The organism is bacterium, assembly GCA_030019025.1.
Taxonomy (GTDB): Bacteria; Hydrothermota; Hydrothermia; order UBA1063; family UBA1063; genus UBA1063.
On the sequence record JASEFR010000002.1, the window covers coordinates 84,060 to 110,048 of the forward strand.

The following is a 25,989-nucleotide window of genomic DNA, read 5'->3' on the forward strand; positions in this document are numbered from 1 at the left end:
CCCTTAAAGCTCCTTTTTTAAAAGGGTTCTAACCTGAACCCCCTTTATTTTCTCTATTTTTCCTGTAAAGGCGCCAATTTCATCAGTATTGCCTTTGAATAATAGAACAACCACGGTGGCTTCTGGAACATTAAAACCAGCCCTTCCAAGAATCTTATGGGAATAAGAAGATATAATCTCCTGAAGAGGCTTTACTGCCTCTTTATCATTAACAAATATCCCAACTAACCCAAGCCTATCAGTATTATTTACAGATTCTTTCATATTTCCCCTCCTTGGTTCAGGTACTTCCCTCCCCTCAGAGTAGGGAAAGCGGTCTTTTTACAGGCTGCTTATTCCTACCCTGACTTCGGGAACTTCCTTTCTTATCGTTTCAACAAGTTCAATAGCCTTCTCTTCCTCACCTAAAAATACTACAGTGATAATAAAGAACCTTGCACACTTAGAGGGAAGTCCTAACCTACCGTAAATATAATTAGCATATCGATGGAGAATGTCCTGTACCTTTAAAGCATATGAGTTGTCAGTCATTGCAATCGTTATTGTATTAATTCCCCACTTTTCGCTCATAATTTCCTCCATTAGTGGTGTGAAACGTGTTTCTCCGTTACCGTCTCAATCGCGCTTCCAGTATAATCCGAACGTTTGAAATAATAGGTATGGAGCAGTTTATGTGAAACTTCAGAGCCTGGCTTACCAAGGAACTTCTCATAAACTCTCTTTATAGCCGGATTTTCATGGGTTCTGCGGATCGGTAATGATTTATCTTCTTTATACAATCCCTCACCTCTCCTTGCTCTCATCGCAAAAGTGCTTCCCTTAGGTTGTCCACCGCCACCAACACAACCACCCGGGCATGCCATAATTTCTATGAATGCATATTCACTCTTCCCGGTCTCTTCTATCTGCTTCCTGACTTTTGTAAGAAGCTCCCTTGCATTTCCAAGGCCATGGGCAACCGCAACTTTAACCTTTAACCCATCAATGTCAAGCTCAGCCTCTTTAATCCCCGCCATTCCTCTCACCGCGGTTATATCAAGATTTTCCAATTCCTTACCGGTAATCATCCAGTATGCTGTTCTCACAGCCGCTTCCATAACTCCACCCGTTGCTCCGAATATAGTTGCGGCTCCGGAATACATTCCCATAAGCTCATCGGGCTTTTCATCAGGAAGCTCTTTAAGGTCAATACCTGCCGACTTCAACATTCTTACAAACTCTCTTGTTGTAAGAACATAATCAACGTCCTGATATCCAGAATCTCTCATCTCCGGCCTTCTTGCTTCAAACTTTTTGGCGGTGCACGGCATTATTGAAACACTAACAATTTTTGAAGGGTCAATACCTGCCTCCTTGGCAAAATAGGTCTTTGCAAGAGCACCAAACATTTGCTGAGGAGACTTGCATGTTGAAACGTGCTTGGCAAGATCTGGGAAAAAGGTCTCCATAAACTTTATCCAGCCAGGGGAGCAGGAAGTGATAAGAGGCAATGGTTTTCCATTCTTAACCCTGTCCACAAACTCGTTGGCCTCCTCCATAATGGTTAGGTCTGCTGCAAAGTTTGTATCGAAAATCACGTCAAAACCTAACTTTCTCAAGGCAGCATACATCTTTCCAACGGTAACCGTTCCAACCTCCATACCGAATTCTTCACCCAATGTAGCTCTTATAGAAGGAGCCTCCTGAACCACAACAACTTTGTCAGGGTCAAGAAGTGCATCCCACACAAGGTCAATTTCACTTCTTTCACTGAGAGCACCCGTGGGACAGAAAACAGTACACTGTCCACAATTTACGCAGGGGCTATTCCCAAGTCCCTGGGAGAAGAATGTATCTACCTCTGCCTCGAATCCTCTATTTGCAATGGTTATTGCCGAAACCGTCTGTAATTCATTACATACAGTTACACACCTTCCACACAATATACATTTATTCGGATCCTTGAGAATAGCTATGCTTGTTTCGTCAACAGGTTTTCTTTCCAAAATCGCAGGTAGCCCATTCATGTCTACTCCAAGGTAGTTTGCCAGGGACTGAAGCTCGCACTTCTCGTTTGCTGGGCAGGTTGGACAGGTAATATCGTGGTCAGAAAGTAAGAGCTGAACGATGGTCTTTCTCACTTCTCTGAGAGCCTTTGAGTTTGTTATGACTTTCATCCCTGGAGCAACGGGGGTGCAGCAGGATCTCTTTGGTGTTGGAGAGCCCTCTATCTCAACGACACATACGCCGCAGGCACCAGTGGGAGGGAGATCCGGATGGTAGCACAATGTAGGAATGTGAATACCTGCCTTTTTTGCAGCTTCTAAAATTGTCGTACCCTGTTCAACTTCCACTTCCTTACCATCTATAAATAATTTAACCATTTCTGCCATAAAAAATTACCTCCTGCATTTTTCACATCTATAATTTTTATCAAGGTGTGCTAAGAAATCCTCTCTGAAGTTTTCAATTGCACTTTTTACTGGCATAATTAGTGACTGCCCGAGAGGGCAAAAAGAAGATTTAAACATTGCCTCAGAGAGGCTGATCATCTTGTCAAGGTCCTCCTCTTTTGCTTCTCCTTCCCTGACTTTATTAATTATTGTGTAAAGCTCATACGTGCCGATCCTACACGGGGTACATTGACCGCAGGATTCATGTTTGAAGAACCTTATTATGGAAAAGAGCATATCTACCATACAGGTATCTTCGTTCATAACGAGAATCGCACCAGAACCAAGAACCGCCTTATATTGCTTTAGATTATCAAAATCCATCCTCACAGAAAGCAAACTCTCAGGTAGAAACACACCCGCAGCACCACCCACAAGAGCAGCCTTAAATCTCTTGCCATCCTTTATTCCGCCACCGTAATTAAAGATAATATCCCTTAGAGGAGTGCCCATTTCCACTTCTATAAGGCCAGGATAAACTACATGTCCAAGAATGGTGAAAACCTTAGTCCCTGGGCATTTTTCTGTGCCCATAGATCTGTACCATTCGGCTCCATTTTTAATGATAGAAGGAACATTGGCAAGAGTTTCAACATTGTTAACCACTGTCGGCTTCATCCACAAGCCGTGAGTTACAGGATAAGGGGGCTTGTTTCGAGGTTGTCCTCTTTTACCTTCCAAAGATTCAATAAGAGCGGTTTCTTCACCACAAACGTAAGCACCAGCACCTTTCTTTATCTCAAGGTCGAAATTCACATTCGTTCCGAGAATATTTTTGCCAAGAATGTTGTAATTGTAGGCATCCTGTATCGCCTTTTGTAATCTTCTTATAGAGAGGTCATATTCTCCCCTTACGTAAATATATCCTTTCTCAGCACCAATCGCGTATCCTGCTATGATCATACCCTCTATTAACTTGTGGGGATCACCCTCAAGAATTAACCTGTCTTTAAAAGTGCCGGGTTCCCCTTCATCAGCGTTGCAAATTACAAACTTCTCGTCACCTGGAGCCTTCCTGGCAGATTCCCACTTAATTCCCGTTGGAAAACCTGCACCACCTCTTCCCCTCAAACCAGATTTCTTAATTTCCTCGACGACTTCTTCCGGTTTCATTGAAGTAAGAACTTTCTCTAATGCCTCATAACCACCAGCTGCAATATAATCGTCAATGTTTTCAGGGTCTATAATACCTACGTTTTCAAGGACAACCTTTTTCTGCTCCCTCGTAAGGCCAACTTTTTCTTTCTTCACAAATCTCGCAGGTACTTCACCAAGAAGTAAATCCTTCACCGGTCTTCCCTTTAAGAAGTGTTCCTCAACAATTCTTGGTATATCACTGACCTTCAAATTAGCATAGTAAATACCTTCAGGGTAAACTACCATCAGAATACCTTTACCCGTAATCCCAATCGATCCAGTCTCTAAAACTTTAATCTCATCTTCCAAATTCCTTTTCTTGAGCTCCTCGAGGAGAGCCTTTTGAAACTCCACAACGCCTGCAAGAATCGTATCAGGATCTACAGGTAAAAGAACATGCATTCTCGCTATCTTCATTTCGATTCCCTCCTTTTCTCCTCAATTATCTGCCTGACTTTTTCCGGAGTTAGGTTACCATAGACCTCCTCATTGATCATCATAGCAGGCGCAACACCACATACACCTATGCAAGAAGTCAGCTCTAAAGTAAAGAGTTCATCTTTTGTGGTTTCCCCGATCCCAACCCCAAGGGTTTTAACGAGCTCCACAATCAAATCACTGGAACCCATAAGGTGACAAGTCGGTGATTCACATACCCTAATAATGTATTTTCCCCGGGGTTTTAGGCTGAACATACTGTAGAAGGTGGCCACCCCATGAACATAACTGTAAGGGAGGTTTAACCATTTAGCAACCGCTCTTAGATCCTCTTCTGTCAGATAATGCCGGGGATTATTGTCCTGAATATCATGCAAAATATAAAGGAGGTTGTCCTTCGACTTTCCATACTTGTTAAGAATTTCTTCCCTTGTCATAGCACCCCCAAATTAAACTATTCCTTTTAATTTTTCCTCAAGCGAAACCTCTTCCTCTTTTGCCTCTTCAAACTGGCAAACGCCTGCTCTACATTTCTTATCTTTAATGTGTTCAATGTACTCTTCCCTGAAATAACGTAATGTAGAAAGTACAGGGTTTGGTGCCGATTGACCAAGCCCACAGAGAGAGGTTCTCTTTATCTCTTCCCCAAGTTTTTCAAGGGTTTCAATATCTTCCATCTTACCACGGCCCTTAGTTATCCTGTCAAGAATATCGTAAAGATGCTTCAATCCAATCCTACAAGGTACACACTGACCGCAGGACTCTTCCACTGTAAAATCTAAAAAGAACTTGGCAAGATTTACCATGCAGGTATCCTCATCCAGAACAATTACACCACCGGAGCCCATTATCGTTCCGAGTTTTCTAAGCGACTCATAATCAATAGGAGTATCGGCATAATCCGCAGGTACACAACCTCCCGAAGGCCCGCCTATCTGAACCGCTTTAAACTTCTTATTATCCGGAATGCCACCCCCTATATCAAAGACGAGTTCTTTTATAGTAATTCCCATTGGAACCTCAACAAGTCCCGTATTATTAACCTTTCCAGAAAGGGCAAATACCTTGGTACCTTTGCTGGTTTCTGTTCCAATGCTGGCAAACCATTTAGATCCATTAAGGATTATATGCCGCACATTCGCAAAGGTTTCAACGTTATTAATTAAAGTAGGTTTACCCCATAAGCCCTTTTGAGCAGGAAATGGAGGTTTCGGCCTCGGTTGACCACGTTTCCCCTCAATTGATGCAATGAGTGCCGTCTCTTCTCCGCACACAAAGGCTCCTGCACCAATCCTAATCTCTATATCAAAACTGAAGGAGGTTTCAAAGATGTTGTTCCCAAGAAGTCCGTATTTCCTTGCCTGCTGAATGGCCTTTTCCAATCTCTTTATTGCAAGGGGATATTCTGCTCTCACGTAGACATAACCCTGTTTCGCTCCAATGGCATAAGCAGCAATTGCCATACCTTCAATTACAGAATGGGGATCGCCCTCGAGAATCGCCCTGTCCATAAAGGCACCGGGATCACCTTCGTCACCATTACAAACCACAAACTTCTCATCACCGGGTGATTCTCTCGTTACTTTCCATTTTAATCCAGTTGGAAAACCGGCTCCTCCTCTTCCTCTTAGTCCGGAATTAATCATTTCTTCAATAACCTGCTCGGGCGTCATTTCAGTGAGGACCTTAGCCAATGCTTCATATCCGCCGACGGCAATATATTCCTCAATATTTTCAGGATCAATTTTTCCACAATTTGAAAGCACTATTTTGAGCTGTTTTTCAAAGAAGGGTATCTGTTTTTTCTCTTCAACGATTCTCCTGGCCTCGGGAGTGGTCCACTGAAGCCTCTTCACAGGTCTTCCTCTGATAATGTGTTCTTTAACAATCTCCTCAACGTCGCTCTCCTTAACCCTTATGTAAAAGACGCCATCAGGATATACAAGCATAACAGGACCAAGCTCACACGGTCCCATACAACCCGTCTCAACTATCGCAACTTCGTCTTCCAAATTGTGTTCTTTCAGAACTGCCTGCAATCTATTTTTAATAGTTGTACTATCATTTGAAATACAGGCAGCTCCAGAACACACAAGTATATCTAGCCTCTTTGGCATTTATGCCTCCTTGACCTCTATTACGTATTCCGTTACAGGATTCCCATTCACGATATGTTCTGCAACAATTCTTCTCGCAATTTCAGGAGTCAGGTTTCCGTAGACCACAATGGGTTTACCCTCTTCCCATACCTCTGCAACTGGCTCATGGGAGGAAAGCCCTTTTTCTCCACTCTGAGTAACAATAACATCCTGTAAGTTTCTTTTCTCAATTTCGTCTATGAAAGCCTTCAAAACTTCCCTTGCACCAGCAGCTATACCGCTGGTCCCCATACCCACGACAATCTTGACTCTTGCCTTACCTTCTCTAAGTTTAAGTTCTTTCTCTGCCTTCTCCCTGATCTTTCTAAGATCTTCTAACTTCATGACACTACCTCCATTGCTTTCAGGTTTTTATCAATATACTCTTCCAAAAATCTTATTACTTCAGGATGATTAACAGGCACATCCTGAAGTTCTTTTTTAATTTCCCGGGTATCCAGAATAAAAGATTCTCCATCTTTATAAATCTCGAATACAAAATCAATATCAGGTTTTCCAACAACAAGGGTCAAAATTGTATCTTTGAGGTTTCCAATAGGAGGAAGGTCGATGTGAGACTTTCTAAACCTTGCTCTAATTAGCGTACCTTTTCCAGGTACGCTTTTTATTTCAAAACTACCATCACAATGTTCCGCAATTTGCTTAAAAAGGGGAATCCCGAGCCCCACTTTCTTGTAGGATTTAGTTGTGAAAAATGGATCTTGAACCCTTTTAACCTCTTCCTCAGTCATACCTCTACCATTATCCTCAATCTCAATTGCCAGTGTGTCGAGAGAGTCATTTTGTTCGATCTTCACCCTGACTAAACTTGCACCTGCGCTTAAAGAATTTTGTACAATGTCCATTATGTGCATGGAAAGTTCAGCCAGCAACCCCTATTTGCCCCTCTTTTTCTTCAGCTTCTTTTTGTTTTCTATATTCTCTTAGAACTTCTTTTACCTTTTCGGGCGTTAGTTTGCCAAAAACATCCTCGTTAATCATTATCACTGGCGCAAGCCCACAGGCACCGAAACATCTGGCGGTTGAGAGTGTGAAAAACTTATCCTTTGTGGTTTCACCAACCTTAATTCCAAGCTCTTCCGATATGGCTTTCAGAATTGCATCAGCACCTTTTACATGACAGGCAGTCCCCATACATACATTGATAACGTGTTTAGCGACAGGTTCTGTACGGAAGAAATTATAGAATGTAACAACGCCATAAACCTGTGAAAGAGGAACGCCAAGCTCTTTTGCGACAAAGTATTGAACTTCTGGTGGAAGATAACCAAAAATTTCCTGGGCCCTGTGCAAAACCTGAATTAGTGGGCCGGGCTTTCTCTTATATCTCGCGATATCTCTTTTTAACATCTTGTATTGTGGATTATCTTCAGGTATGTGAAGTTTCATAAAATCCTCCCTTTTTCACCATAAACTTCATAACTTCTTCCCTCTAATCCCTTTAATGCCTTCTTAATCTCTTCTACAGTGGGTTTCTCAACATTGAACACCACATACCCCCTACCTATCTCCTCAGGATAGTGGGCGTCGGAAAACATTACTATTGGATAATTTGAAACACCTGGAATTTCCTTATCATTTATCTTCGACACCTCAGTGTTGTACATAACTTCTAAAGCGTCAACATTGAGATTTTCGGGAATAAATCCCAGTTGCGAAATAATGCTAAAATGTGTTGCATTGACATGCGAAAGAACAGAAATACCTCCATAGTCCTTAACCAGACTCAGCACTTCGTCCATGCTTAATGTAATTGAGTTTAGAAGGAGCTTCTCTTCAAACTTTATTATTTCATCATTTTCGTCAACAACCACCTGATCTCCAAAATAATCAGGGTTATTAGGAATATTAGGCAGATGCTCATAAACAATTTTTCCGAATTCCTTCAATTTCTCAACAGAATCAAAGAGGGCAAGAAGGTGCACCTCTTCAGAGGTCTGGACTTCCATACCATAAAGTGCAGAAATTAACTTTTTTTCCACAAATTTCGAAAGCTGTGCTGAATTTTCGTAAGCATTATGGTCTGTGATAGCTATAAAATTAATACCCTTTTGCAAAGCGGTTTCAACTATTTTTTTTGGCGACATCTCCAAACTCCCGCAGGGGGAAAGTGCCGAATGAATGTGAAAATCCGCCATAAATCTACTTAGCTTCACCGTATCTTAATAAATTGTAAAGTTTACCGCAAAATTCGAAGGTATTTAGTTCTGTGCTTAGTAAGATTACACCCTCTTCCGTCGCCTTTTTCAGTGTAGTATCGTCGGGAACTATACCTTTCGCAATAACAATTCCAGCTGCATCCTTTAGTTTTGCAACAGCTATCACGTTGAGGTGTCTTTGTATGGTAACCCATAGTTCGTCTTTGGAAAGCCCGGCAATCACATCCGAGAGAAGATCGGAGGCATATCCCCAGGATACTTCTCTCATCTCCCAGCCATTAACTTCAGAATTAAATACCTTCAAGTTCAGTGCCTTAACGACCTCACTCAGCTTCATTTTTCTTTCTCCTGTATACTGTGGCATGAATCTTTGTCCCCACACCGGGCGTGGACTCCACCTCGAAGACATCGGAGTTCTGCTTCATGTTGGGAAACCCCATCCCTGCACCGAAGCCGTAATCCTGCGCCCAGAGAGGTGCTGTGGAATAGCCTGGCTGCATGGCCTTCTCAAGATCCTCTATCCCAGGTCCATTATCCTCGGCAAATATCTCAATAGCGTCTTCGTGAGCTTCGACAATGATTTTTCCTCCGACAGAATAAAGGATCATGTTCATTTCCGCTTCAAAGCAAACTACCCCAACCCTTTTCACCGCATCTTCCTCGACCCCACATTTTTTAAGCTCACTCTTTATTTGTGAAGATACAAAACCTGCGTTCGCAAGGTCCATCGGTTTCACCCTATAAACTAATCTCACCTTTTCTCCTTCCATTGACTCCTTTGCATTTAAGCTGTATTTAATCATGCATCCGAATTGTCATCACTTTCCAGTATTTTAATTTTACAGGGTTTTACTCCATGTGTATAGAGGATACCGCAAACCTCAAATACAATTTTTTTAGTTAAAACTACCGGAATGCCTATTTCCCTCGCTGCTTCTACAAGGGCTTTTGAGGGTTTTTTACCCCTCGCGATTATAACTAAAGGGATGTCTAAAATCTCTGCAACCCTTATAACTTGTGGACCTGTTATTCCAGTAATGAGACAGGCTTTCTCTTCCGTTAAAGCGAGAACGTCGGAAAGAAGGTCAGCAGCAAAACCCCTTTCTATTTCAACATCCAACTTATCTTGGCCCGAAATAATTTTACCATCTATCTTTTCGATAATCTCTCGTATCTTCATAGAACTATTTTAATTATACAACTTTGTGAAAATGCGTTCAAGCCCTATAAAATTGGTAGGATTTGAAGTTTTGGACCTAATGAAGTATAATTTTGAATGCACTAAGGGACGATGGAGGATGCTCGAAAGGAACGAGTTTATAGAATTTATACTTCCAGATGTAGAAGATTTTATCGAACAGAAAAATTGGCACGAGTTAAAAATCGCACTTTCTGAGTGGCCTCCCCAAGATCTTGCATATCTAATCCAATCCCTCAAAGATGAATACAAAATAATTATTTTTAGACTGCTCCCAAAAGACTTACAGGTAGAAGTTTTTAGTGAACTGGATTTTGAAGTTCAGGAACAATTGATTCACAAACTTGCCGACGAAGAAGTCAGGGCAATCATTGAAGAACTTGAACCAGATGATAGGGCTGGACTCTTTGAAGAATTACCTGGGCAAATAGTTCAGAAACTTCTTCAATTCCTTTCTCCGGAAGAAAGAAAAGTTACCTTAAAACTTTTGGGATATCCGGAAAATACCGTTGGAAGATTGATGACACCTTACTATGTTGCCGTGTGGTCTCACTGGACCTGTCAAGAGGCAATAGAACACGTCAGAAAATATGGGAAAGAAGCAGAGACAATCGATGTTATTTACGTAGTAGATCAAATTGGGCACCTTATAGACGATATAAAATTAAGAGACATAATACTGGCCGAACCAACGGAAAAGATTGAAGAATTAATGGACGGGCAAGTTGTCTATGTGGATGCTTATACTGACCAAGAAGAAGCGGTAAAAATAATGAAAAAGTATAACCTTAACGTTCTACCCGTGGTTGATAAAGATGACATTCTCCTCGGAATCGTTACAATTGACGATATGATCGACGTTCTTGACGAAGAGCAGACAGAAGACCTTGCAAAAATATCAGGTGTTAGCCCAGAAGTAGTTGGTGCGGAATTTCTCACCCACCTTAAAGACGTACCTATTTCAGAGATATACCGAAGCAGAATTAAATGGCTGGTATTTCTCTTAATAATGGACTTAGCAACTGGTGGAATAATTGCAGGTTTTCAAGAACTCATAGCAAAATATGCGATTTTAGTCTCTTTCCTCCCCGTACTCATTGATACAGCGGGAAACGCAGGTTCTCAGGCAGCCACACTGCTTATAAGGGCCCTTGCCCTTGGCACAGTGAGACCAAAGGACTGGCTATTACTCTTCGGGAGGGAATTTCTCGTAGCAAGCCTTCTTGGCCTTACCATGGCACTTGGAATCTCTCTCATGGGTTTCATAAGAGGCGGGACAGAAATAGCGAAGGTCGTAATTACTGCAATGTTTGTTAACGTAGTTCTCGGATCCCTAATAGGACTTATTCTACCTTTCATATTCCTCAAACTTAAGCAGGATCCTGCATCTGCGAGCACTCCTCTAATTACGACCTTAGCAGACATTCTCGGAACAGGCGTGTACTTAGCCTTAGCAACCCTAATGCTCCATTAAAGCACCATTATATTCCTTTACTTTCCGAGGCTTTCAAATTATAATAAAAACGAACAAAGAACACATTTTGGAGGTATGGATGGCAAAATTAATTGGAAACGTCAATCCAAAAGCTTTAAGAGAATTGACCATTATAGTTACCGAAGAAGAGGTCAAAGCCAATATTGACAAGATTTCTCAGATCTATCAAAGGAAGGCCAAAATTCAGGGATTCCGACCCGGAAAAGCCCCTCTGGAACTTGTAAAAACAGTGTACGAAAAGGAAATTCTACAAGACGCTCAGGATGAAGCCATCAAAACCAAAATTTACGACGAAATTAAGACAAGGAAAGAAGAAGTGGTTTCTGAAATCTACATCAAAGACCGTAAGGATGATGAAAATGGTATAACGGTGACGGTAGAATATGAGGCAATCCCAACCTTCCTCTTCCCAAATCTCGGCTCTATAAAAGTACAGAAAAAAATTAAACGAGTCTCAGAAATTGACGTGGAGGACGAAATTGAGAAATATCAGAAAAAACTTGGCAAGCTGGTTCCAGTCAATAGAGAGAGCAAGGAAGGCGATTACCTTATCGTAGACTACAAAGAGATAGAAAACGGAAAAATCACCAAAACCAGACCCAATCTAACTCTTCAGATTTCTCATGAAACTATAAATTCGGATGTGCTTGATAAATTCTTAAACAAGAAAAATGGTGATACCGTGGAAATTGATTTCGTTGACGAGGATAAAAACAAACCGATAAAGCTCGTTTATGTAATTAAAGAAGTAGCAGAGCTTCAGCTCCCAGAATTGAACGACGAATTCGCTAAAAGTCTTGGCTACGAAAACCTTGAAAAGATGAAGGAAGAAATACGAGAATACCTGATCAAACAAAACGAAAAAGCATCAGAAGATGAACTGGAATGGCAAATCATAGATGAAATATATAATAGGGTTCAGTTCGAACTACCCCGTTCGTTAGTTGAAGAGAAAATTACACGAATTGCTCAGAGCTTTAGATATGACCACAAAAACGAGGAAGTCAGGAATTCTTTTAGACGAATTGCAGAAGACCTCGTCAAAAAAGAGATAATTTTAAAGAACTACATTGAACAGGAAGGCCTGGAGGCCACGGAGGAAGAAATAACTAAAGCCGTTGAAGAAAAGGCAAAAATCTATCGTATGGACCCTCAAACCTATAGGAAAGAACTGGAGAAACGGGGTTTGATGGAGGATATAGTAGACGAGATACTAAGAAACAAGGCCATGGAAAATTTGAAAAATGCCGTTAAAGTGGAGGTAATTATAGAATGAGTATAGACATCAAGAAGGTTATTAATCAATACGTTCCTTACGTTATTGAGGTAACTGGAAGGGGCGAAAGGGTTTATGACATTTATTCAAGGCTTTTAAAAGACAGAATAATTTTTCTCGGTTCGCCGATAAACGGACATGTAGCCAACCTCGTAGTTGCTCAAATGCTCTTCCTTGAAGCAGAAAACCCTGAAAGGGATATCAACCTTTATATAAACTCGCCGGGGGGCGAAGTAACTGCAGGTCTCGCAATTTACGACACAATGCAATACATAAAACCTGACGTAGCCACAATTTGTGTCGGAATGGCCGCATCTATGGGAGCTGTACTCCTTGCTGCAGGTAAAAAGGGCAAGAGGTATGCCCTTCCACACTCCAGAATAATGATCCATCAACCATGGGGCGGTGTTGAAGGTCAGGCTATTGACATAAAAATTCACGCGGAAGAGATCATGAAAATGAGAGATATATTAAACAATATTCTTTCGAAGCACACGGGGCAACCCATTGAAAAAATTGAGAGGGATACCGATAGAGAATTCTTCATGTCAGCTCTTGAAGCAAAGGAATACGGCATTATAGACGAGGTAATCTTTAGCCGTAAGGAGGAAAAGAAGTAAAATGCCCAGAAAAAAACTAACGAAAGATAGACACATTCACTGCTCCTTTTGTGGAAGGCCAAAATCGGAAAACTTGAGATTAATTGCAGGTATTGATGCATATATCTGCGAAGATTGCGTGAAAATTGCTTACGACATCATTCGTGATGAAGAAAAGACGAAGAGAGAATTTAAAACTTTCACACTCCCAACACCTGAAGAAATCAAGGCCTACCTTGATGACTACGTTATAGGGCAGGACCTTGCCAAAAAGGTTCTTTCCGTTGCAGTTTACAATCACTATAAAAGGATTTTAAATCCTAAAAAAGACATTGAATTGCAAAAGACAAACGTATTACTTATCGGACCAACCGGTTCTGGTAAAACGCTTCTTGCCAAGACTCTCGCAAAACTCCTGGACGTTCCCTTTGCGATCTTTGATGTAACTTCTTTAACTGAATCAGGGTATGTGGGTGAAGATGTAGAGATGATCCTTCTCAGGCTTATTCAAAACGCTGGCGGGGATATTGAAAAGGCCTCATACGGAATTGTTTATCTGGACGAAATCGATAAAATAGCGTACAAACATACAACTGGCAGAGATGTTTCGGGTGAAGGCGTTCAGGAAGAACTCCTTAAACTCCTTGAAGGGCATGTAGTAAACGTTCCTATGAAATCAAGCAAAAAAATGTCTGAACAGCCTGCTTACCAGATTGACACTTCAAATATTCTTTTTATCCTCGGCGGCGCTTTTGTTGGAATTGAAGATATAATAAGGTCAAGACTCGGGTCTACAGAGATGGGCTTTAAATCAAATCAAAGAGACGTAAACAAATTAACTTACAACGAAATAATATCAAAGGTAGAGCCCGAAGATGTTATAAAATACGGCTTCCTACCAGAATTTGTTGGAAGAATACCTGTTATCGTTCCACTTCACTCCCTTGGAAAGGAAGATCTGATGAGGATTCTAACGGAACCACGAGATGCGGTAATAAAGCAGTATCAGAGGTTTTTTGAAATGGAAAATGTGAAATTGACATTCACAGAAGATGCCCTCGAATCCATTGCTGATATAGCGTTACAAACAAAAACCGGAGCAAGGGGATTAAGAAATATTATCGAAAAGGCGCTTCTTGAAACCATGTTTAAATTACCTACTCTTAAGCAAAAAAGACCCATTGAAGAGGTAATAGTGGATAAGGAAGTCATAACCTCTGGTAAAGAACCAGTAATTATCTTTTCAGAATTCAAAAAGAGAAAAGAGAGTTTTTGATAGTCATGGAAAATAGACTTCCCGCAGTAATAACAAGAGAACTGATAATTTACCCTTCCGTTGTTTCTCCAGTAATCATCGGAAGGCCCTTCTCCCTCAAAGCAGCAAGAGAAGCACTTACTTTGAACAAGCAGGCTATTTTCGTCGCCCAATTAAACCCTGAACAGGAAATCCCCTCAAGCATTTCCGACATACTCGAATATGGAACTATTGGCCTATTTCTCCAGCATCTGGCACCACCTGATGGGACAATTAGGGCTGTTGTTGAAGGTCTGAAAAAAGTTAAAATCACCGATTTAGTTTATCAAGATGACACATTTTATGTCTACTATGAGGAGATAGAACCCGTTGTTCCTGAATCTCCAGATATAGAAAAATATTTAAGGCTTTTGAGGGAGTATTTTGCAAAATACATTGAATACGTTAAAACCGTACCCGAAACCGCTTTCAACGTCTTCGACGAATCACAAGACCCCTGGAGTATTGCATACAGAGTGCTGACCGCACTTAGACTAAAGTTCAGCGAGCAGATCGAATTATTTAAAATAAATAACCTGGAAGAGCTACTGAAGAAACTGGTAGAAATCCTAATACGCGAAATCGAATTCATTAACCTGAAAATTAATATAGAAACAAGGGTTTCCGAGGAAATCAAAAAATATCAGAAGCAATTCTTTCTCCAGCAGGAAATGAAAGAAATCCAAAAAGAACTCGGCGTCACAGAAGAAGATGAATATGAAAACCTCGAAAAGACGATCCAGCAATCCCTAATGCCAGAAGAGGTTAAGAAAAAAGCCCTGGGTGAAGTAGCGAAATTGAGGAGAATGCCTACAAACTCACCTGATGCAGCAGTAATCAGAAATTACCTTGACTGGCTTATCAACCTCCCATGGGGTATTTACACTGAGGACAATCTGGATATTTCCAACGCAAGAAAAATTCTTGACGAGGACCACTATGGTCTTGAAGAGCAGAAAGAAAGAATTCTGGAATATTTAGCAGTGCTTAAGTTAAAGGGCGAAATCAGGGGTCAGGTAATTTGTTTCGTTGGACCTCCTGGTGTTGGAAAGACTTCTCTCGCAAAATCCATTGCAAGGGCCCTAAATAGGAAATTTGTGAGAATTTCCCTTGGAGGTTTGAGGGACGAAGCAGAAATTAAAGGACACAGAAGAACTTACGTTGGTGCAATGCCTGGTAAAATAATTCAGCAAATAAGAAGAGCCGGAAGTTCAAATCCCGTATTCCTTTTAGATGAAATCGATAAAGTGGGTCAGGATTGGCGTGGGGATCCCCAAGCAGCTCTCATGGAAGTTCTCGACCCCGAGGTAAATAAATCATTTCAGGATCACTACTTAGAGGTTGAATTTGACCTCTCTCACGTTCTCTTTATTACCACCGCCAACACAACCTATACCATTCCCAAACCACTCTTGGACAGGATGGAGGTCATCCCCATACGGGGATATCTGGAAAATGAAAAATATCACATTGCAAAGAAGTTTTTGATTCCCAAGCAAATAAAGTCTGCTGGCCTTCCTGAAGATGCCTTAAAAATAACGCGTCCAGCAATATACAAAATAATAAATGAATACTCAAGAGAGGCTGGTTTGAGGGAACTGGAAAGGCAAATTGCTAAAATAACGAGAAAAGCGGCAAAGAATTACGCCGATAGAGGAAAAAAGACAACGGTTACTGCCAAGAATTTGGAAAAATTTTTAGGTCCACCTCGCTACAGATTTAGAGAACTGAATGAAACTCTTCCGGAAGGTGTTGCTTACGGCCTTGCCTGGACAGAGTATGGTGGAGACATTTTAAGGATTGAAGTTGCCAAGATGGAAGGAAACGGGAGACTCGAATTAACAGGACAACTGGGAGATGTGATGAAAGAATCTGCAAAAGCTGCTCTTACATACATAAGGGCAAATTACCAAGAATTTGGACTGGAGAGGGATTTTTACAACAAGTTGGACCTTCACTTACATGTTCCAGAAGGTGCTATTCCTAAGGACGGGCCTTCTGCTGGTGTTACAATATTAACCGCAATGGTTTCCACCCTGACCGGTAAAAAGGTCCCGAGTAATATCGCGATGACGGGAGAAATAACTATCACAGGTCAGGTGCTTGCCGTAGGGGGTCTGGAAGAAAAACTTCTGGCAGCTAAAAGATATGGTATCACCACCGTTTATCTTCCCCTTGAAAACAAAAGAGACGTTGAAGAAATGAAAAAGGATATAACCGAGAAGCTTGAAATAAGGTACATTTCACACGTTAGCGAACTTATAAAGGATGTATTCAACCTCTGAAAAAAAGCCTGAAAAAGCCCTTCTTGTAGGAGTCTGCACTTCTTCTCAAGAACGCTGGCATGAACTGGATCGTCTTGAAGAGCTTCAAAAGCTCGCAGAAGCAGCTGGTGCAACCGTTTTTGAAAAAGTCCTCCAAATTAGACCCTCCTATGACCCTGCGTATCTTATAGGAAAGGGGAAAGCCTTTGAAATTCAAAACATTTGCGAGCAATTTGGCATTGACGTTGTAATCTTTGACCAGGATCTATCACCCTCACAGGTAAGAAATCTGGAGCAAATAATAAAGTGCAAAATTATAGATAGAACGGAATTGATTCTGGATATCTTCGCCCAACACGCAGAAACGGTAGAAGCAAAGATCCAGGTTGAGCTGGCTCAACTTCTTTACCGATTACCGAGACTTGCAGGTAAGGGTATAGACCTTTCAAGACTCGGTGGTGGCATAGGAACAAGAGGCCCTGGTGAGAAGAAACTGGAAGTAGACAGGAGAAAAATTAAAGATAGGATAAATCATCTGAAAAGAGAGCTGGAAGAGATTGAAAAAACAAGAGAGCTTCACTACCGCAGAAGACGGGAGATTTACAAAGTAACCCTTGTAGGATACACCAATTCAGGAAAATCTTCTATAATGAACCTCCTTACAAAATCCAACCTTCTCGTTGAAGATAAACCCTTTTCCACCCTTGATGCCACGACAAGAATTATGCATCAAGAAGTTCTCTCCAAACCCGTTGTAGTTTCAGACACCGTAGGATTCATTGAAGACATTCCGCACCACCTTATTGCCTCCTTTAAGGCTACGCTTGGAGTTGCAAGGGAAGCAGATGTCCTGATCCATGTAATTGATATCACCAATGAGCCCATAGATAAAAAAATTCAAACGGTAGAGTCTGTCTTAAGCGATATTGGATGTGGTGACAAACCGATTATAAAAGTTTTTAACAAAACCGACCTTGTAATAGAGAAAAATGTTATAGAAAGACTGCGTTCCAATTATCCTGACGCCCTATTTATCTCAGTCAAAATGAAAATCGGGATTGAAGAGCTGAAAAATGAGATTATAAGAAGATTTCAAAGATTTGAAGAACTCTCAAAAAGCTCGAAAAAGTAGTAAAGCCCCCATAAAACCGCATGTTTTTCATATTCACCCATATTTATTATATTCCTCAAAATTTCACCGTCTCCACCAGTTACAATGACCCTATCTTCACCCGTTAATTTAACTGCACCTTCAACAAGACCTTTAATTGCATCAACAAGACCTTTTATAATACAATCTACCGAAGATACTGGAAAAAAATGGGAATAATCCTCAATAATCTTCTTATCCAAAAACCGCCTACTTTTAGCAAGTTCGTTTACAATCAAAGAGGAATAATTTTTTAACCTCGTTCCCCTTTTAAAGCTATCCACGAGGATTTTTAAACCCGGAAATATTGCTATTGGATGGTGAATCTCGTTATTTACCCATTCAATATTGATAAAAGTACCTGCATCTATTCCAAGACCCTTTCCGTGCCGTTTCCAGATATAATAAGCCAGCGCCAGCCTGTCATCACCTAATTGTAAGGGATCCTCATAGTGAATCCTTAAGAATTTCTGAGTTTTTGAAGATAAACGTAAAATTTCACCCTTATATTGAGCCTCCACCAGTCTTTCGCTTAATTTCCTAAAATTCCTCTGCGAAACCGAACTATAAACAACCGCCCTGGCATGGCGCAGGTCCTCCAGTCCCGGCAGACCATCAAAAGCTTTAATTAGTTTCCCGCCAATAAAAAGCCCTGTATGAATATTAACATTACCAACATCAACACAAATTAATAAATCCATTCTATCCACACAATATCATTAAATTTAAAACACCCCACAGTGGTATCTAAATTTAGTTCCTCATCTATGTCCCTTATCTCACACGCCACCTCTCGACCGCCTCTTAAATGCAAAAAGCATTTTCCATGAAGAGACACAACCTTGTAGTACTCCTGAAATATTTTTTCATAATCCTGTCCCTCAAGATCCTCAATCTCATTAATCAGACTGTCTGCAATTTCAGGGACAGGCCTTTTAACGCCCGTTTCGAGGAACAAACTGGTTGCAATTCCTTTTATTTCCTCAGGAAACTCTTCCTGATTTACGTTAATACCAATACCTATTATCGTTGCTTCACTGATTTGTTCTACAAGAACACCCCCAATTTTCTTTTTATCTGCGAAGATATCGTTGGGAAACCTGATTTTTACTGGTAAAAAAACTAAAAGTGTTCTGTAAGAGGCAAGAGCCCCAAGGGTTAAAGCTTTTTTTGAATCAATTTTATTTAACACAAAGGAAGAATAAAGGCCTCCCTTTTGGGAAATCCACTTCCTTCCCTGCTGACCCCTGCCTTTTGTCTGTTCTTCAGAAATAACCACAAAAGGGATTTCTACGCCACTCTCAAGAAAAAATTTAGCGGTATCATTTGTAGATTTGCAAATTTTTATGTAATACCTATCCACAGGCTGCTACTGCAAAGGCAATTGAATAATACTTTAATTCAGGTTCATCAGCACGGGAAAGCAAGACAACGGGAACTTTTGCACCGTAAATTAGTCCACCGGCTTTTGCCTTAGCAATATATATCAAAGCCTTTGCAAGAATATTACCTGATGCCACATCGGGAACCATCCACAGATCTGCATCACCACTAACGAGAGAAGTAACGCCTTTGAGCTCTGCTGCTCTTTTTGAAATTGCTATATCAAATCCCATTGGTCCATCGAGATACACCTTAATCCCTTTAAAGAAACTCCTATCTTGAAGTTTTGAAATGGCTGCAAATTCAATGGTTTCGGGCATATCCTCGTGAAGAGTTTCAAGGGAAGCAAGAAAGGCTACCTTAATTTCCTCATATCCAAGAGTTTTCATGATCTCAACAGCATTTTGTAGGATACTGATCTTCATTTTTAAATCGGGCCTTATATTCATCCCAGCATCGGTCAAAAATACCAGCTTGTGGTAGTTAGGAACCTCCATGAGGGTTATATGGGAAAAAATCTTATCGGTTCTGATCCCCCTTTCTTTATCTAAAAGGCTCCTCAAAAATGTCGGGGTATCAATCTTACCCTTCATAAGAAAATCTGCTCTCCCATCTTTTACAAGTTCACAGGCCTTAAAGGCGGACTCCACGGGACTATGAGAATGCACTACTTCATATTCCTCTATTCCATGGGATTCTGCAAACTTCTTTATTTTCTCAGAGTCACCAATAAGAACGGGAAAGGCCAGTTCTTTTGCAAGTTTAAGACCTTCAACGATCTCCTCCGACACACCCTCCACAACAGCAATCCTTTTTCTTCCCTTACTTTTAGCAAGTGTAATTATATCCTCAAAAGTTCTAAACATCTTACCTCCTTTTTCCTGTAAATATTTTAAAGGAGAAAAAAAGTAAAATCAGGGAAAACAAAAACAAGCTAAACCAGTAACAAAATTCAAGGGAGACTGACTAAGGCTGGCCGAAGCAAACGTTGAGAAACGACCACTTATTTAGAATTCTTTCTCCCCTACTTCCCTTCATAGCCTCAAAATCAACGAAACCTGAGCTTTTCAAGTAGATATTTTAAGGAATACTGAAAACTTGAAAAATACCTATTTCCCTATTATAATTTTTACATGCCGGCAAATTTACCCCCTCAATACTTCGAAGCAGAAAAAGAATACAGGAACGCTAAAACTATTGAAGAAAAAATTCAGGCACTCAGGAAAATGCTATCAATAATGCCAAAGCATAAAGGCACTGACAAACTGCAGGCAGAGATCAGAGCAAAGATTTCAAAACTTCAAGAAGAGCTTGAAAACCAGAAGAAAGGGAAAAGGACAGGCCCTCACTGGTATATTAAAAAGGAAGGGGCAGGTCAGGTAATTCTTTTGGGTCTGCCCAATTCAGGAAAGACGACCCTTGTCAACGCCCTTTGTAATACAAACTTTGTAACTGCAAACTATCCATTCACAACTCAGCAACCTCAAGCTGCCATGATGGATTTTGAAGATATTAAAATACAGCTGATTGATACCCCTCCCCTGAAAGAGGAAAATGATTACAGGATTTTTGAGCTGATAAGAAACGCAGACCTTTTGACCATTGTCCTTGGCCTTGAAAGTAACCCTATCCTCGATTTTACTTTTATTCAAGAAAAACTTTCGGAGAAAAACATCACCCTAAAGGGAACAGGTACAGGAGAGTATGAACTCTTTGGACCTGTCACAAAAAGAGCAATAGTAATTTTGAACAAACTTGACCTCACCAAGGATACAAAATACCTGGAAGATTTGGAAAGTCATTTCAAAGATACGTATGGAATTATTACCTTTCCCCTCTCTGCACTTTATGGGACGGGTACAGAAGAAGTAAAGAAAGAGATCTTTAAAGAACTGGACATTATAAGAGTTTACACAAAAGAGCCTGGAAAACAGCCAGTTCTTGAAGATCCACTGATTCTCAAAAGGGGGAGTACCGTACTCGATGCAGCAAGGGAAATTCATAAAGACTTTGAAAAAAAGCTTAAATACGCAAAAGTTTGGGGGTCAACAAAATTTGAAGGTCAGCGGGTAGAAAGGGACTATAGGCTCGAAGATAAAGACATCGTCGAATTTCACGTTTAAAGCCTTAAACTTTATCCTGTGATGAAGTACATTAAAGTGTATGGACCTGTTAGTCTTGAAGGTGAAGTAAAAGTTCAGGGAGCGAAAAATGCTGTTCTTCCTGTAATGTCGGCCATCATACTTCATGATGAGCCTGTTCTATTGAAAAATGTTCCACGGGTTCAGGACGTCTTTACAATGATAGAACTTCTAAAACTCCTGGGAGCCAGTGTTGAATGGAAAGGACATAATGAGCTTATTATTGATCCATCTACTATTAGTAATTACACTGCCCCATACGAAATTGTCAGTAAAATGAGGGCTTCTATTTACGTTCTCGGCCCCCTTCTTGCAAAATTCGGAAGAGCGGAAGTCTCTTTTCCGGGGGGATGTGCTTTTGGTCCAAGGCCTGTGGACTTCCATATCAAGGGGTTATCACTCCTCGGTGCAGATCTCACCATTGAACGTGGGTACATTAAAGCTATGATGAAGAAACCAAACCCTTGCGAAATTCCATTGAACTTTAAATCTGTAGGAACTACGATCCATTTAATGACAACTGCATCAATGATAGAGGGTGAGACAACAATTCTCAACTGCGCCCAAGAACCTGAAGTAGTGGCAACCGCGGAATTCCTTTCAAAGTCTGGCGTCAAAATAGAAGGAGCAGGTACTGATGTTATAAAAATCAAAGGTGTTAAAAAATTGAAACCGGTTTCAGAGTTTGAAATCATCCCTGACCGCATCGAAGCGGGTACCTATCTTGTGGCCGGTTTCATGACAGGTGGAAATGTAAGGGTCTCGGGTTGTATACCTGAACACCTTGAGTCTGTTATCTTGAAACTAAGAGAAGCAGGTGCAAAAATACACAAAGGGAAAAACTTTATAGAAGTAAAAAGGCCAAACAAAGATATCAAAAGTCTTCAAATTGAAACTCAACCTTTTCCGGGATTTCCTACTGATATGCAACCCCAGTTCATGAGTATGCTTACAATGGCAAAAGGAACCAGCATGATAAAGGAAAATATCTACCCCAATCGATTCGCCCACGCCTTTGAATTACAAAGACTCGGAGCCCGTATAAAAGTAGTCGAACCAATGGCCTTTATAGAAGGTGTAAGTAAACTAACTGGAGCTGAAGTTACAGGAAATGACCTCCGAGGGGCTGCCGCACTCGCCCTCGCGGGTCTGATAGCTGAGGGAGAAACAACGGTTTTCGGGTTAGAACACTTAGAGAGAGGATACGAGAATTTCAGCGAAAAGCTTCGCACATTGGGCGCAAAAATCAAAATAACCTAACGACTCACTCGCAAAATTGGTTAAAGGACAAACTGAAGCCATAGCAGAAAGGGGGGAATATTAGTTTTTTCATAGAATAAACGCATTCGGTGTTTTAAAATTCTCACAATGGAAAAAATTTTCGAAAGGGTGGTCTCCGAGAAGATGGACGGTACTCGTCTTGATGTATATCTTGTTGTCAGTGGTATCGGGCTATCGCGCTCACAGGTATTAAAATTGATAAAAGAAGGTAAAGTTCTTGTTAACGACAAACCTCAAAAACCCAGCTACAAGGTAAAGGCAAATGACCACATTTTTGCAAAATTTACCGTACAGGAAAAGTTGCCAGTGATTGCTGAAGACCTACCAATTCCTGTTATTTACGAAGACGAAGACATAATAGTTATTAATAAGCCAAAGGGAATGGTAGTTCATCCCGCGAGGGGGAATGTCACGGGTACCCTTGTTAATGCGCTCGTTGCAAAATATAAAGAACTTCCTAAAATCGATGATAAAACCCGCCCAGGAATTGTCCATAGACTTGACAAAGATACCACAGGGCTTTTAGTGGTGGCTAAGAGTGAAAAAGCCCTAAGAAGCCTGGCAAGGCAAATGGAAGAAAAAACTGCAAAAAGAATTTATTGGGCTATCGTCTGGGGTAGGATTGTAGGCCCAGAAGGGACCATAGATGCACCTATTGGGAGACATACCGTTGACAGGACAAGAATGGCAGTAACCTTTTTCAAATCAAGAAGCGCAATAACGCATTATAAAGTTTTAGAAAATTTTGGAAACTTAGCCACCCTTCTTGAAATTTCCTTAGAGACAGGAAGAACTCATCAGATCAGGGTTCATATGGAATATATTGGGCATCCCGTTGTGGGAGATGAGGTATATTCCGGACGAGATGTAAGAAAAATCTTTCGCGTAGTGCCTTCGGAATTAAACCAGTATGTAGCAAAAGTCCTCGAAATCATGGACAGACAGGCTCTCCATGCTAAAAAGCTATCCTTCTACCACCCCGGCAAAGGGATGAACGTTGAGTTCGAGGTTGACATCCCCGAGGACTTCCAAAATCTTCTTGAATACTTGAGAAGTGTTAGGAGCGAACTGGAATCAGCCTTTAAAAATTGATTAGAACAAAATAGTAACCTTTTTTCGTCCAATATCTTAGGAGGTGAGCCATGAAAAGCTTGAGGTACTTAATACCAATAGTTACAGTCATAGCAATGTTTGCTTCTTCGTGCACAAAAACGGAAGAGTTAAAAGACGAAGAAGCCATTGAAGAGCTTATCAATTCCACCTACAGGACTGAATTGGATTTCGAAAATGAATACGCGGATAGTGGACTTATATCAGATACTTTCGACATCAGCCAAGCAAAAGCACTCCATCGTGTAATTGGTTGGTGGAGAAGAATTATCTCCGTTAGCTCCAACAAAGAGATCCTTATCGAAAATGACACTGCATGGGTAAACATAAATCACCACATATATGGCCTATTCAACATCGTTTATTATGATCAAACCGGTGATTCCGTTTTCTCCCATAACAAAAACTTTCACGATCTTGCCACAAGAAAAGCCTTGTTCGTGAGGGAAGGTGATATAAATGACCCTCACCGTGGATGGGTGTTAAAACAAGTTTCTTTCGGAGAAGTAACATCAAAAGACGTTCCCGACTCAATCCTCATCGGTGATTCCTTTGTTCAAGTAACGCAAAACCATATTGACTCTATCAAAATCACCTATGTGGATACTCTGGACAATACAGTTACAAGGGTATTTACAAACTACCTGGATCTAATGGAACTGGAAGAAATTCCCACGATCAAGAGTGGAACAGATTTAACTTTTGACCTTTACGCAAATGACTCTACAAATTTCGCTTTCTTCTACAGAGGTGCTGCATGGGGAACCCCGAGGAGGATGAGGATGACAAGAGATCCACAAAATCCTTCCCATTTCTATACTACTGTGCAGGTTCCTTCAAATGTTGTAAGGGGCAGTTTTGCATTAAGTATAATTTCAGCTCCTTCCTTCAGACCCGACAATTACCCTTATGTTCACCACGGGGTACTTCTACGAGTTAGGGTTAGATAATACTCCATTAACAAAAATTGGGCTGGGGGATTAAGCCCCAGCCCATAAATATTAAAGAAGTGACCGAACAATTTTAGTTTAAGATCATATCCTTTATATCAAACCTTTTTTCTTGGCATAGATTCCGTAATCTTTGTCTACAGTACCAATGTGATTGAAAAGCCAAGACCAAGTAACTGAAAGGGCTTCTCTGAAAGCATCTATATCACCTTCTTTAAGTGACCGCACATAATCATAAACCTGCCTTTTAAAGGCTTCGTGAATTTTTCTGTGTGACTCTAACTTAGGAAATCCTATACTTTCCATAAATTTCTCCTCAGCTTCAAAGTGGGGTATCAACGTATTCTTTTAACTCTTTAGAAAGAACCTCCATGGCGGTATTTACGTCACCCAGTTTTAAAAGTTCAGATATTCTGTTCAATAGCTCCACGAGCTTCTTATGCTGGTTATCCATCTCTGGAACATGGGTCAGGATTTCATCTGTGAATTCAATCTTCATATTTTACCTCCTCTTAAATTGATAACAACATTGAAATTGTTTTAAACATTGCCAATCGAAAAATCAACAAAAAGCATCTATGCTATACAAGTACAGAACAAGCTTTTCACTTGTTTAAATTTACACACTCCCTTAAAATTTCTTTCAAGGGAGGCGTCTTATTAGTAAGCTAATAGTTGTAACTGGTGCCTCTGGGCATCTTGGAGTAAATATCGTAAGGAATTTATTGGAAAAGGGATATAAAGTAAGGGCCATTGTTAAAACCGATAAAAGGGCTGTTTTAGGTCTCCCTTGCGAAGTCATAAAAGCCGATATTCTAAGCAAAGAAGAACTTCTAAATGCCTTTAAAAACGCCCATGCCATAATACATTCTGCAGCCCACATTAGCATAACGAGTTTTGAAAAAGACGCTATATGGAAAACAAACGTTCAAGGGACGAGAAATGTAATAGATGCAGCATTTTCAAGCAATGTTGAAAAACTGATATACATTGGTTCCATCCATGCCTTCCAAGATGACCACAATACTGTTGATGAAAATTCCCCTCTTGTTGATAAAAATGGCTCAATTTACGACATAACTAAAGCCGAAGGCGTAAAAGCAGTGCAAGAGGCAAGAAAGAGCGGTTTAAATGCAGTTATAATATGCCCCACAGCCCTTATTGGGCCTAACGATTACAAACCTTCTTTAATGGGAAGGTTTCTCATTTCCTTAGCCCAGCAACGAGTCCCGGCATTAGTTGATGGGGGTTTTGACTTTGTTGATTCGAGAGATGTAGCGGAGGCGGTTTCAAGGGCACTTACAAACGGAAATGGAACTTATATTATCTCAGGGCAATACCTGAAAGTCGCTGAGCTTTCTCAACTATGGTGCAAAACAGCAGGTGTAAAATGCCCGAGCATTATTCTTCCTTTAAAAATGGCCCAAACGGGAGCTCACATTGCTCTATTTTTTAGCAGAATCCTCAAATTTTCACCCTTATATACTCCTGAAGCACTTAAAGCCCTATCCTGGAAAAGTTCT

Annotated in this window: 29 protein-coding genes; 11 read left to right on the forward strand and 18 right to left on the reverse strand. The window is 40.7% G+C overall.

Features of this window, described 5'->3' with window-relative positions:
- Window positions 1-3: 3 nt before the first annotated feature.
- The 13 genes from QMD82_01035 to QMD82_01095 are packed head-to-tail and all read right to left on the reverse strand — an operon-like array spanning window position 4 to window position 9,505.
- A complete protein-coding gene (locus QMD82_01035) occupies window positions 4-264 on the reverse strand; it encodes a CopG family transcriptional regulator (protein ID MDI6850510.1) in 261 nt (86 codons plus the stop codon).
- A gap of 57 nt (window positions 265-321) precedes the next feature.
- On the reverse strand, window positions 322-570 hold the full coding sequence (locus QMD82_01040) for a hypothetical protein (GenBank protein MDI6850511.1): 249 nt from the start codon (window positions 568-570) through the stop codon (window positions 322-324).
- Between the two features lie 11 nt (window positions 571-581).
- Window positions 582-2,372 carry an NADH-dependent [FeFe] hydrogenase, group A6 gene (locus tag QMD82_01045; GenBank protein ID MDI6850512.1) on the reverse strand — a complete coding sequence of 597 codons (1,791 nt, stop codon included), beginning with the start codon at window positions 2,370-2,372 and terminating at the stop codon, window positions 582-584.
- A gap of 6 nt (window positions 2,373-2,378) precedes the next feature.
- Window positions 2,379-3,986 carry an NADH-quinone oxidoreductase subunit NuoF gene (nuoF, locus tag QMD82_01050; GenBank protein ID MDI6850513.1) on the reverse strand — a complete coding sequence of 536 codons (1,608 nt, stop codon included), beginning with the start codon at window positions 3,984-3,986 and terminating at the stop codon, window positions 2,379-2,381.
- Window positions 3,983-4,444 carry an NADH-quinone oxidoreductase subunit NuoE gene (nuoE, locus tag QMD82_01055; GenBank protein ID MDI6850514.1) on the reverse strand — a complete coding sequence of 154 codons (462 nt, stop codon included), beginning with the start codon at window positions 4,442-4,444 and terminating at the stop codon, window positions 3,983-3,985. The genes nuoF (QMD82_01050) and nuoE (QMD82_01055) overlap by 4 nt, the downstream gene beginning before the upstream one ends.
- 12 nt (window positions 4,445-4,456) lie before the next feature.
- Complete coding sequence (gene nuoF, locus QMD82_01060; protein ID MDI6850515.1) at window positions 4,457-6,124, reverse strand: NADH-quinone oxidoreductase subunit NuoF; 1,668 nt, start codon at window positions 6,122-6,124, stop codon at window positions 4,457-4,459.
- On the reverse strand, window positions 6,125-6,490 hold the full coding sequence (locus tag QMD82_01065; protein ID MDI6850516.1) for a (2Fe-2S) ferredoxin domain-containing protein: 366 nt from the start codon (window positions 6,488-6,490) through the stop codon (window positions 6,125-6,127).
- On the reverse strand, window positions 6,487-7,038 hold the full coding sequence (locus QMD82_01070; protein MDI6850517.1) for an ATP-binding protein: 552 nt from the start codon (window positions 7,036-7,038) through the stop codon (window positions 6,487-6,489). The genes QMD82_01065 and QMD82_01070 overlap by 4 nt, the downstream gene beginning before the upstream one ends.
- Window positions 7,028-7,555, reverse strand: a complete 528-nt coding sequence (gene nuoE, locus QMD82_01075) for an NADH-quinone oxidoreductase subunit NuoE (protein ID MDI6850518.1) — start codon at window positions 7,553-7,555, stop codon at window positions 7,028-7,030. Before nuoE (QMD82_01075) ends, QMD82_01070 begins: the two co-directional genes overlap by 11 nt.
- Window positions 7,552-8,304, reverse strand: a complete 753-nt coding sequence (locus QMD82_01080) for a PHP domain-containing protein (GenBank protein ID MDI6850519.1) — start codon at window positions 8,302-8,304, stop codon at window positions 7,552-7,554. The genes nuoE (QMD82_01075) and QMD82_01080 overlap by 4 nt, the downstream gene beginning before the upstream one ends.
- Before the next feature lie 4 nt (window positions 8,305-8,308).
- Window positions 8,309-8,662, reverse strand: coding sequence for a serine kinase (locus QMD82_01085; GenBank protein ID MDI6850520.1), 354 nt, complete (start codon window positions 8,660-8,662; stop codon window positions 8,309-8,311).
- Window positions 8,649-9,128, reverse strand: coding sequence for an anti-sigma regulatory factor (locus tag QMD82_01090; protein ID MDI6850521.1), 480 nt, complete (start codon window positions 9,126-9,128; stop codon window positions 8,649-8,651). The genes QMD82_01085 and QMD82_01090 overlap by 14 nt, the downstream gene beginning before the upstream one ends.
- Window positions 9,125-9,505: a DRTGG domain-containing protein gene (locus QMD82_01095; protein MDI6850522.1), complete on the reverse strand. Its 381-nt coding sequence runs from the start codon at window positions 9,503-9,505 to the stop codon at window positions 9,125-9,127. Before QMD82_01095 ends, QMD82_01090 begins: the two co-directional genes overlap by 4 nt.
- Window positions 9,506-9,623: 118 nt before the next feature.
- On the opposite strand from QMD82_01095, the gene mgtE reads away from it, so the two are divergent.
- The 6 genes from mgtE to hflX all read left to right on the forward strand — a co-directional run bounded on the left by mgtE (window position 9,624) and on the right by hflX (window position 17,583).
- A complete protein-coding gene (gene mgtE / locus QMD82_01100) occupies window positions 9,624-10,997 on the forward strand; it encodes a magnesium transporter (GenBank protein ID MDI6850523.1) in 1,374 nt (457 codons plus the stop codon).
- Between the two features lie 79 nt (window positions 10,998-11,076).
- Entirely contained in the window at window positions 11,077-12,294 is a 1,218-nt protein-coding gene (gene tig / locus QMD82_01105) for a trigger factor (GenBank protein ID MDI6850524.1), read from the forward strand.
- The gene (gene clpP / locus QMD82_01110) at window positions 12,291-12,914 is read left to right on the forward strand and encodes an ATP-dependent Clp endopeptidase proteolytic subunit ClpP (protein ID MDI6850525.1); all 624 of its coding nucleotides are present in this window, start codon (window positions 12,291-12,293) and stop codon (window positions 12,912-12,914) included. Before tig ends, clpP begins: the two co-directional genes overlap by 4 nt.
- 1 nt (window position 12,915) lies before the next feature.
- A complete protein-coding gene (clpX, locus tag QMD82_01115; GenBank protein ID MDI6850526.1) occupies window positions 12,916-14,169 on the forward strand; it encodes an ATP-dependent Clp protease ATP-binding subunit ClpX in 1,254 nt (417 codons plus the stop codon).
- Window positions 14,170-14,174: 5 nt separating this feature from the next.
- The gene (gene lon, locus QMD82_01120; protein ID MDI6850527.1) at window positions 14,175-16,472 is read left to right on the forward strand and encodes an endopeptidase La; all 2,298 of its coding nucleotides are present in this window, start codon (window positions 14,175-14,177) and stop codon (window positions 16,470-16,472) included.
- The gene (hflX, locus tag QMD82_01125; GenBank protein MDI6850528.1) at window positions 16,456-17,583 is read left to right on the forward strand and encodes a GTPase HflX; all 1,128 of its coding nucleotides are present in this window, start codon (window positions 16,456-16,458) and stop codon (window positions 17,581-17,583) included. Before lon ends, hflX begins: the two co-directional genes overlap by 17 nt.
- On the opposite strand, the gene QMD82_01130 is transcribed toward hflX, so the two are convergent.
- The 3 genes from QMD82_01130 to QMD82_01140 are packed head-to-tail and all read right to left on the reverse strand — an operon-like array spanning window position 17,544 to window position 19,850.
- A complete protein-coding gene (locus tag QMD82_01130) occupies window positions 17,544-18,302 on the reverse strand; it encodes a type III pantothenate kinase (GenBank protein MDI6850529.1) in 759 nt (252 codons plus the stop codon). The two genes, hflX and QMD82_01130, sit on opposite strands and share 40 nt — an antisense overlap.
- Window positions 18,290-18,964 carry a biotin--[acetyl-CoA-carboxylase] ligase gene (locus tag QMD82_01135; protein ID MDI6850530.1) on the reverse strand — a complete coding sequence of 225 codons (675 nt, stop codon included), beginning with the start codon at window positions 18,962-18,964 and terminating at the stop codon, window positions 18,290-18,292. Before QMD82_01135 ends, QMD82_01130 begins: the two co-directional genes overlap by 13 nt.
- Window positions 18,957-19,850, reverse strand: a complete 894-nt coding sequence (locus QMD82_01140; GenBank protein MDI6850531.1) for a bifunctional enoyl-CoA hydratase/phosphate acetyltransferase — start codon at window positions 19,848-19,850, stop codon at window positions 18,957-18,959. Before QMD82_01140 ends, QMD82_01135 begins: the two co-directional genes overlap by 8 nt.
- A 267-nt stretch (window positions 19,851-20,117) precedes the next feature.
- Here QMD82_01140 and QMD82_01145 point away from each other — a divergent pair, with 267 nt between their 5' ends.
- The 4 genes from QMD82_01145 to QMD82_01160 all read left to right on the forward strand — a co-directional run bounded on the left by QMD82_01145 (window position 20,118) and on the right by QMD82_01160 (window position 24,466).
- Complete coding sequence (locus QMD82_01145) at window positions 20,118-21,107, forward strand: TGS domain-containing protein (GenBank protein MDI6850532.1); 990 nt, start codon at window positions 20,118-20,120, stop codon at window positions 21,105-21,107.
- A 21-nt stretch (window positions 21,108-21,128) separates the two neighbouring features.
- The gene (gene murA, locus QMD82_01150) at window positions 21,129-22,385 is read left to right on the forward strand and encodes a UDP-N-acetylglucosamine 1-carboxyvinyltransferase (protein MDI6850533.1); all 1,257 of its coding nucleotides are present in this window, start codon (window positions 21,129-21,131) and stop codon (window positions 22,383-22,385) included.
- Between the two features lie 108 nt (window positions 22,386-22,493).
- Window positions 22,494-23,498: an RluA family pseudouridine synthase gene (locus QMD82_01155; protein MDI6850534.1), complete on the forward strand. Its 1,005-nt coding sequence runs from the start codon at window positions 22,494-22,496 to the stop codon at window positions 23,496-23,498.
- Between the two features lie 50 nt (window positions 23,499-23,548).
- Window positions 23,549-24,466, forward strand: a complete 918-nt coding sequence (locus QMD82_01160; GenBank protein MDI6850535.1) for a hypothetical protein — start codon at window positions 23,549-23,551, stop codon at window positions 24,464-24,466.
- 93 nt (window positions 24,467-24,559) lie between these two features.
- Here QMD82_01160 and QMD82_01165 read toward each other — a convergent pair whose 3' ends face one another.
- Together QMD82_01165 and QMD82_01170 are read right to left on the reverse strand one after the other, a co-directional pair.
- Window positions 24,560-24,772 carry a hemerythrin family protein gene (locus QMD82_01165; GenBank protein MDI6850536.1) on the reverse strand — a complete coding sequence of 71 codons (213 nt, stop codon included), beginning with the start codon at window positions 24,770-24,772 and terminating at the stop codon, window positions 24,560-24,562.
- 16 nt (window positions 24,773-24,788) lie between these two features.
- Window positions 24,789-24,965 (reverse strand): hypothetical protein, encoded by a 177-nt coding sequence (locus QMD82_01170; GenBank protein ID MDI6850537.1) that lies wholly within the window; start codon window positions 24,963-24,965, stop codon window positions 24,789-24,791.
- A 172-nt stretch (window positions 24,966-25,137) separates the two neighbouring features.
- Between QMD82_01170 and QMD82_01175 the strand changes: the two genes are divergently transcribed.
- The coding region (locus QMD82_01175) for an NAD-dependent epimerase/dehydratase family protein (GenBank protein ID MDI6850538.1) at window positions 25,138-25,989 on the forward strand (852 nt) is incomplete at its 3' end.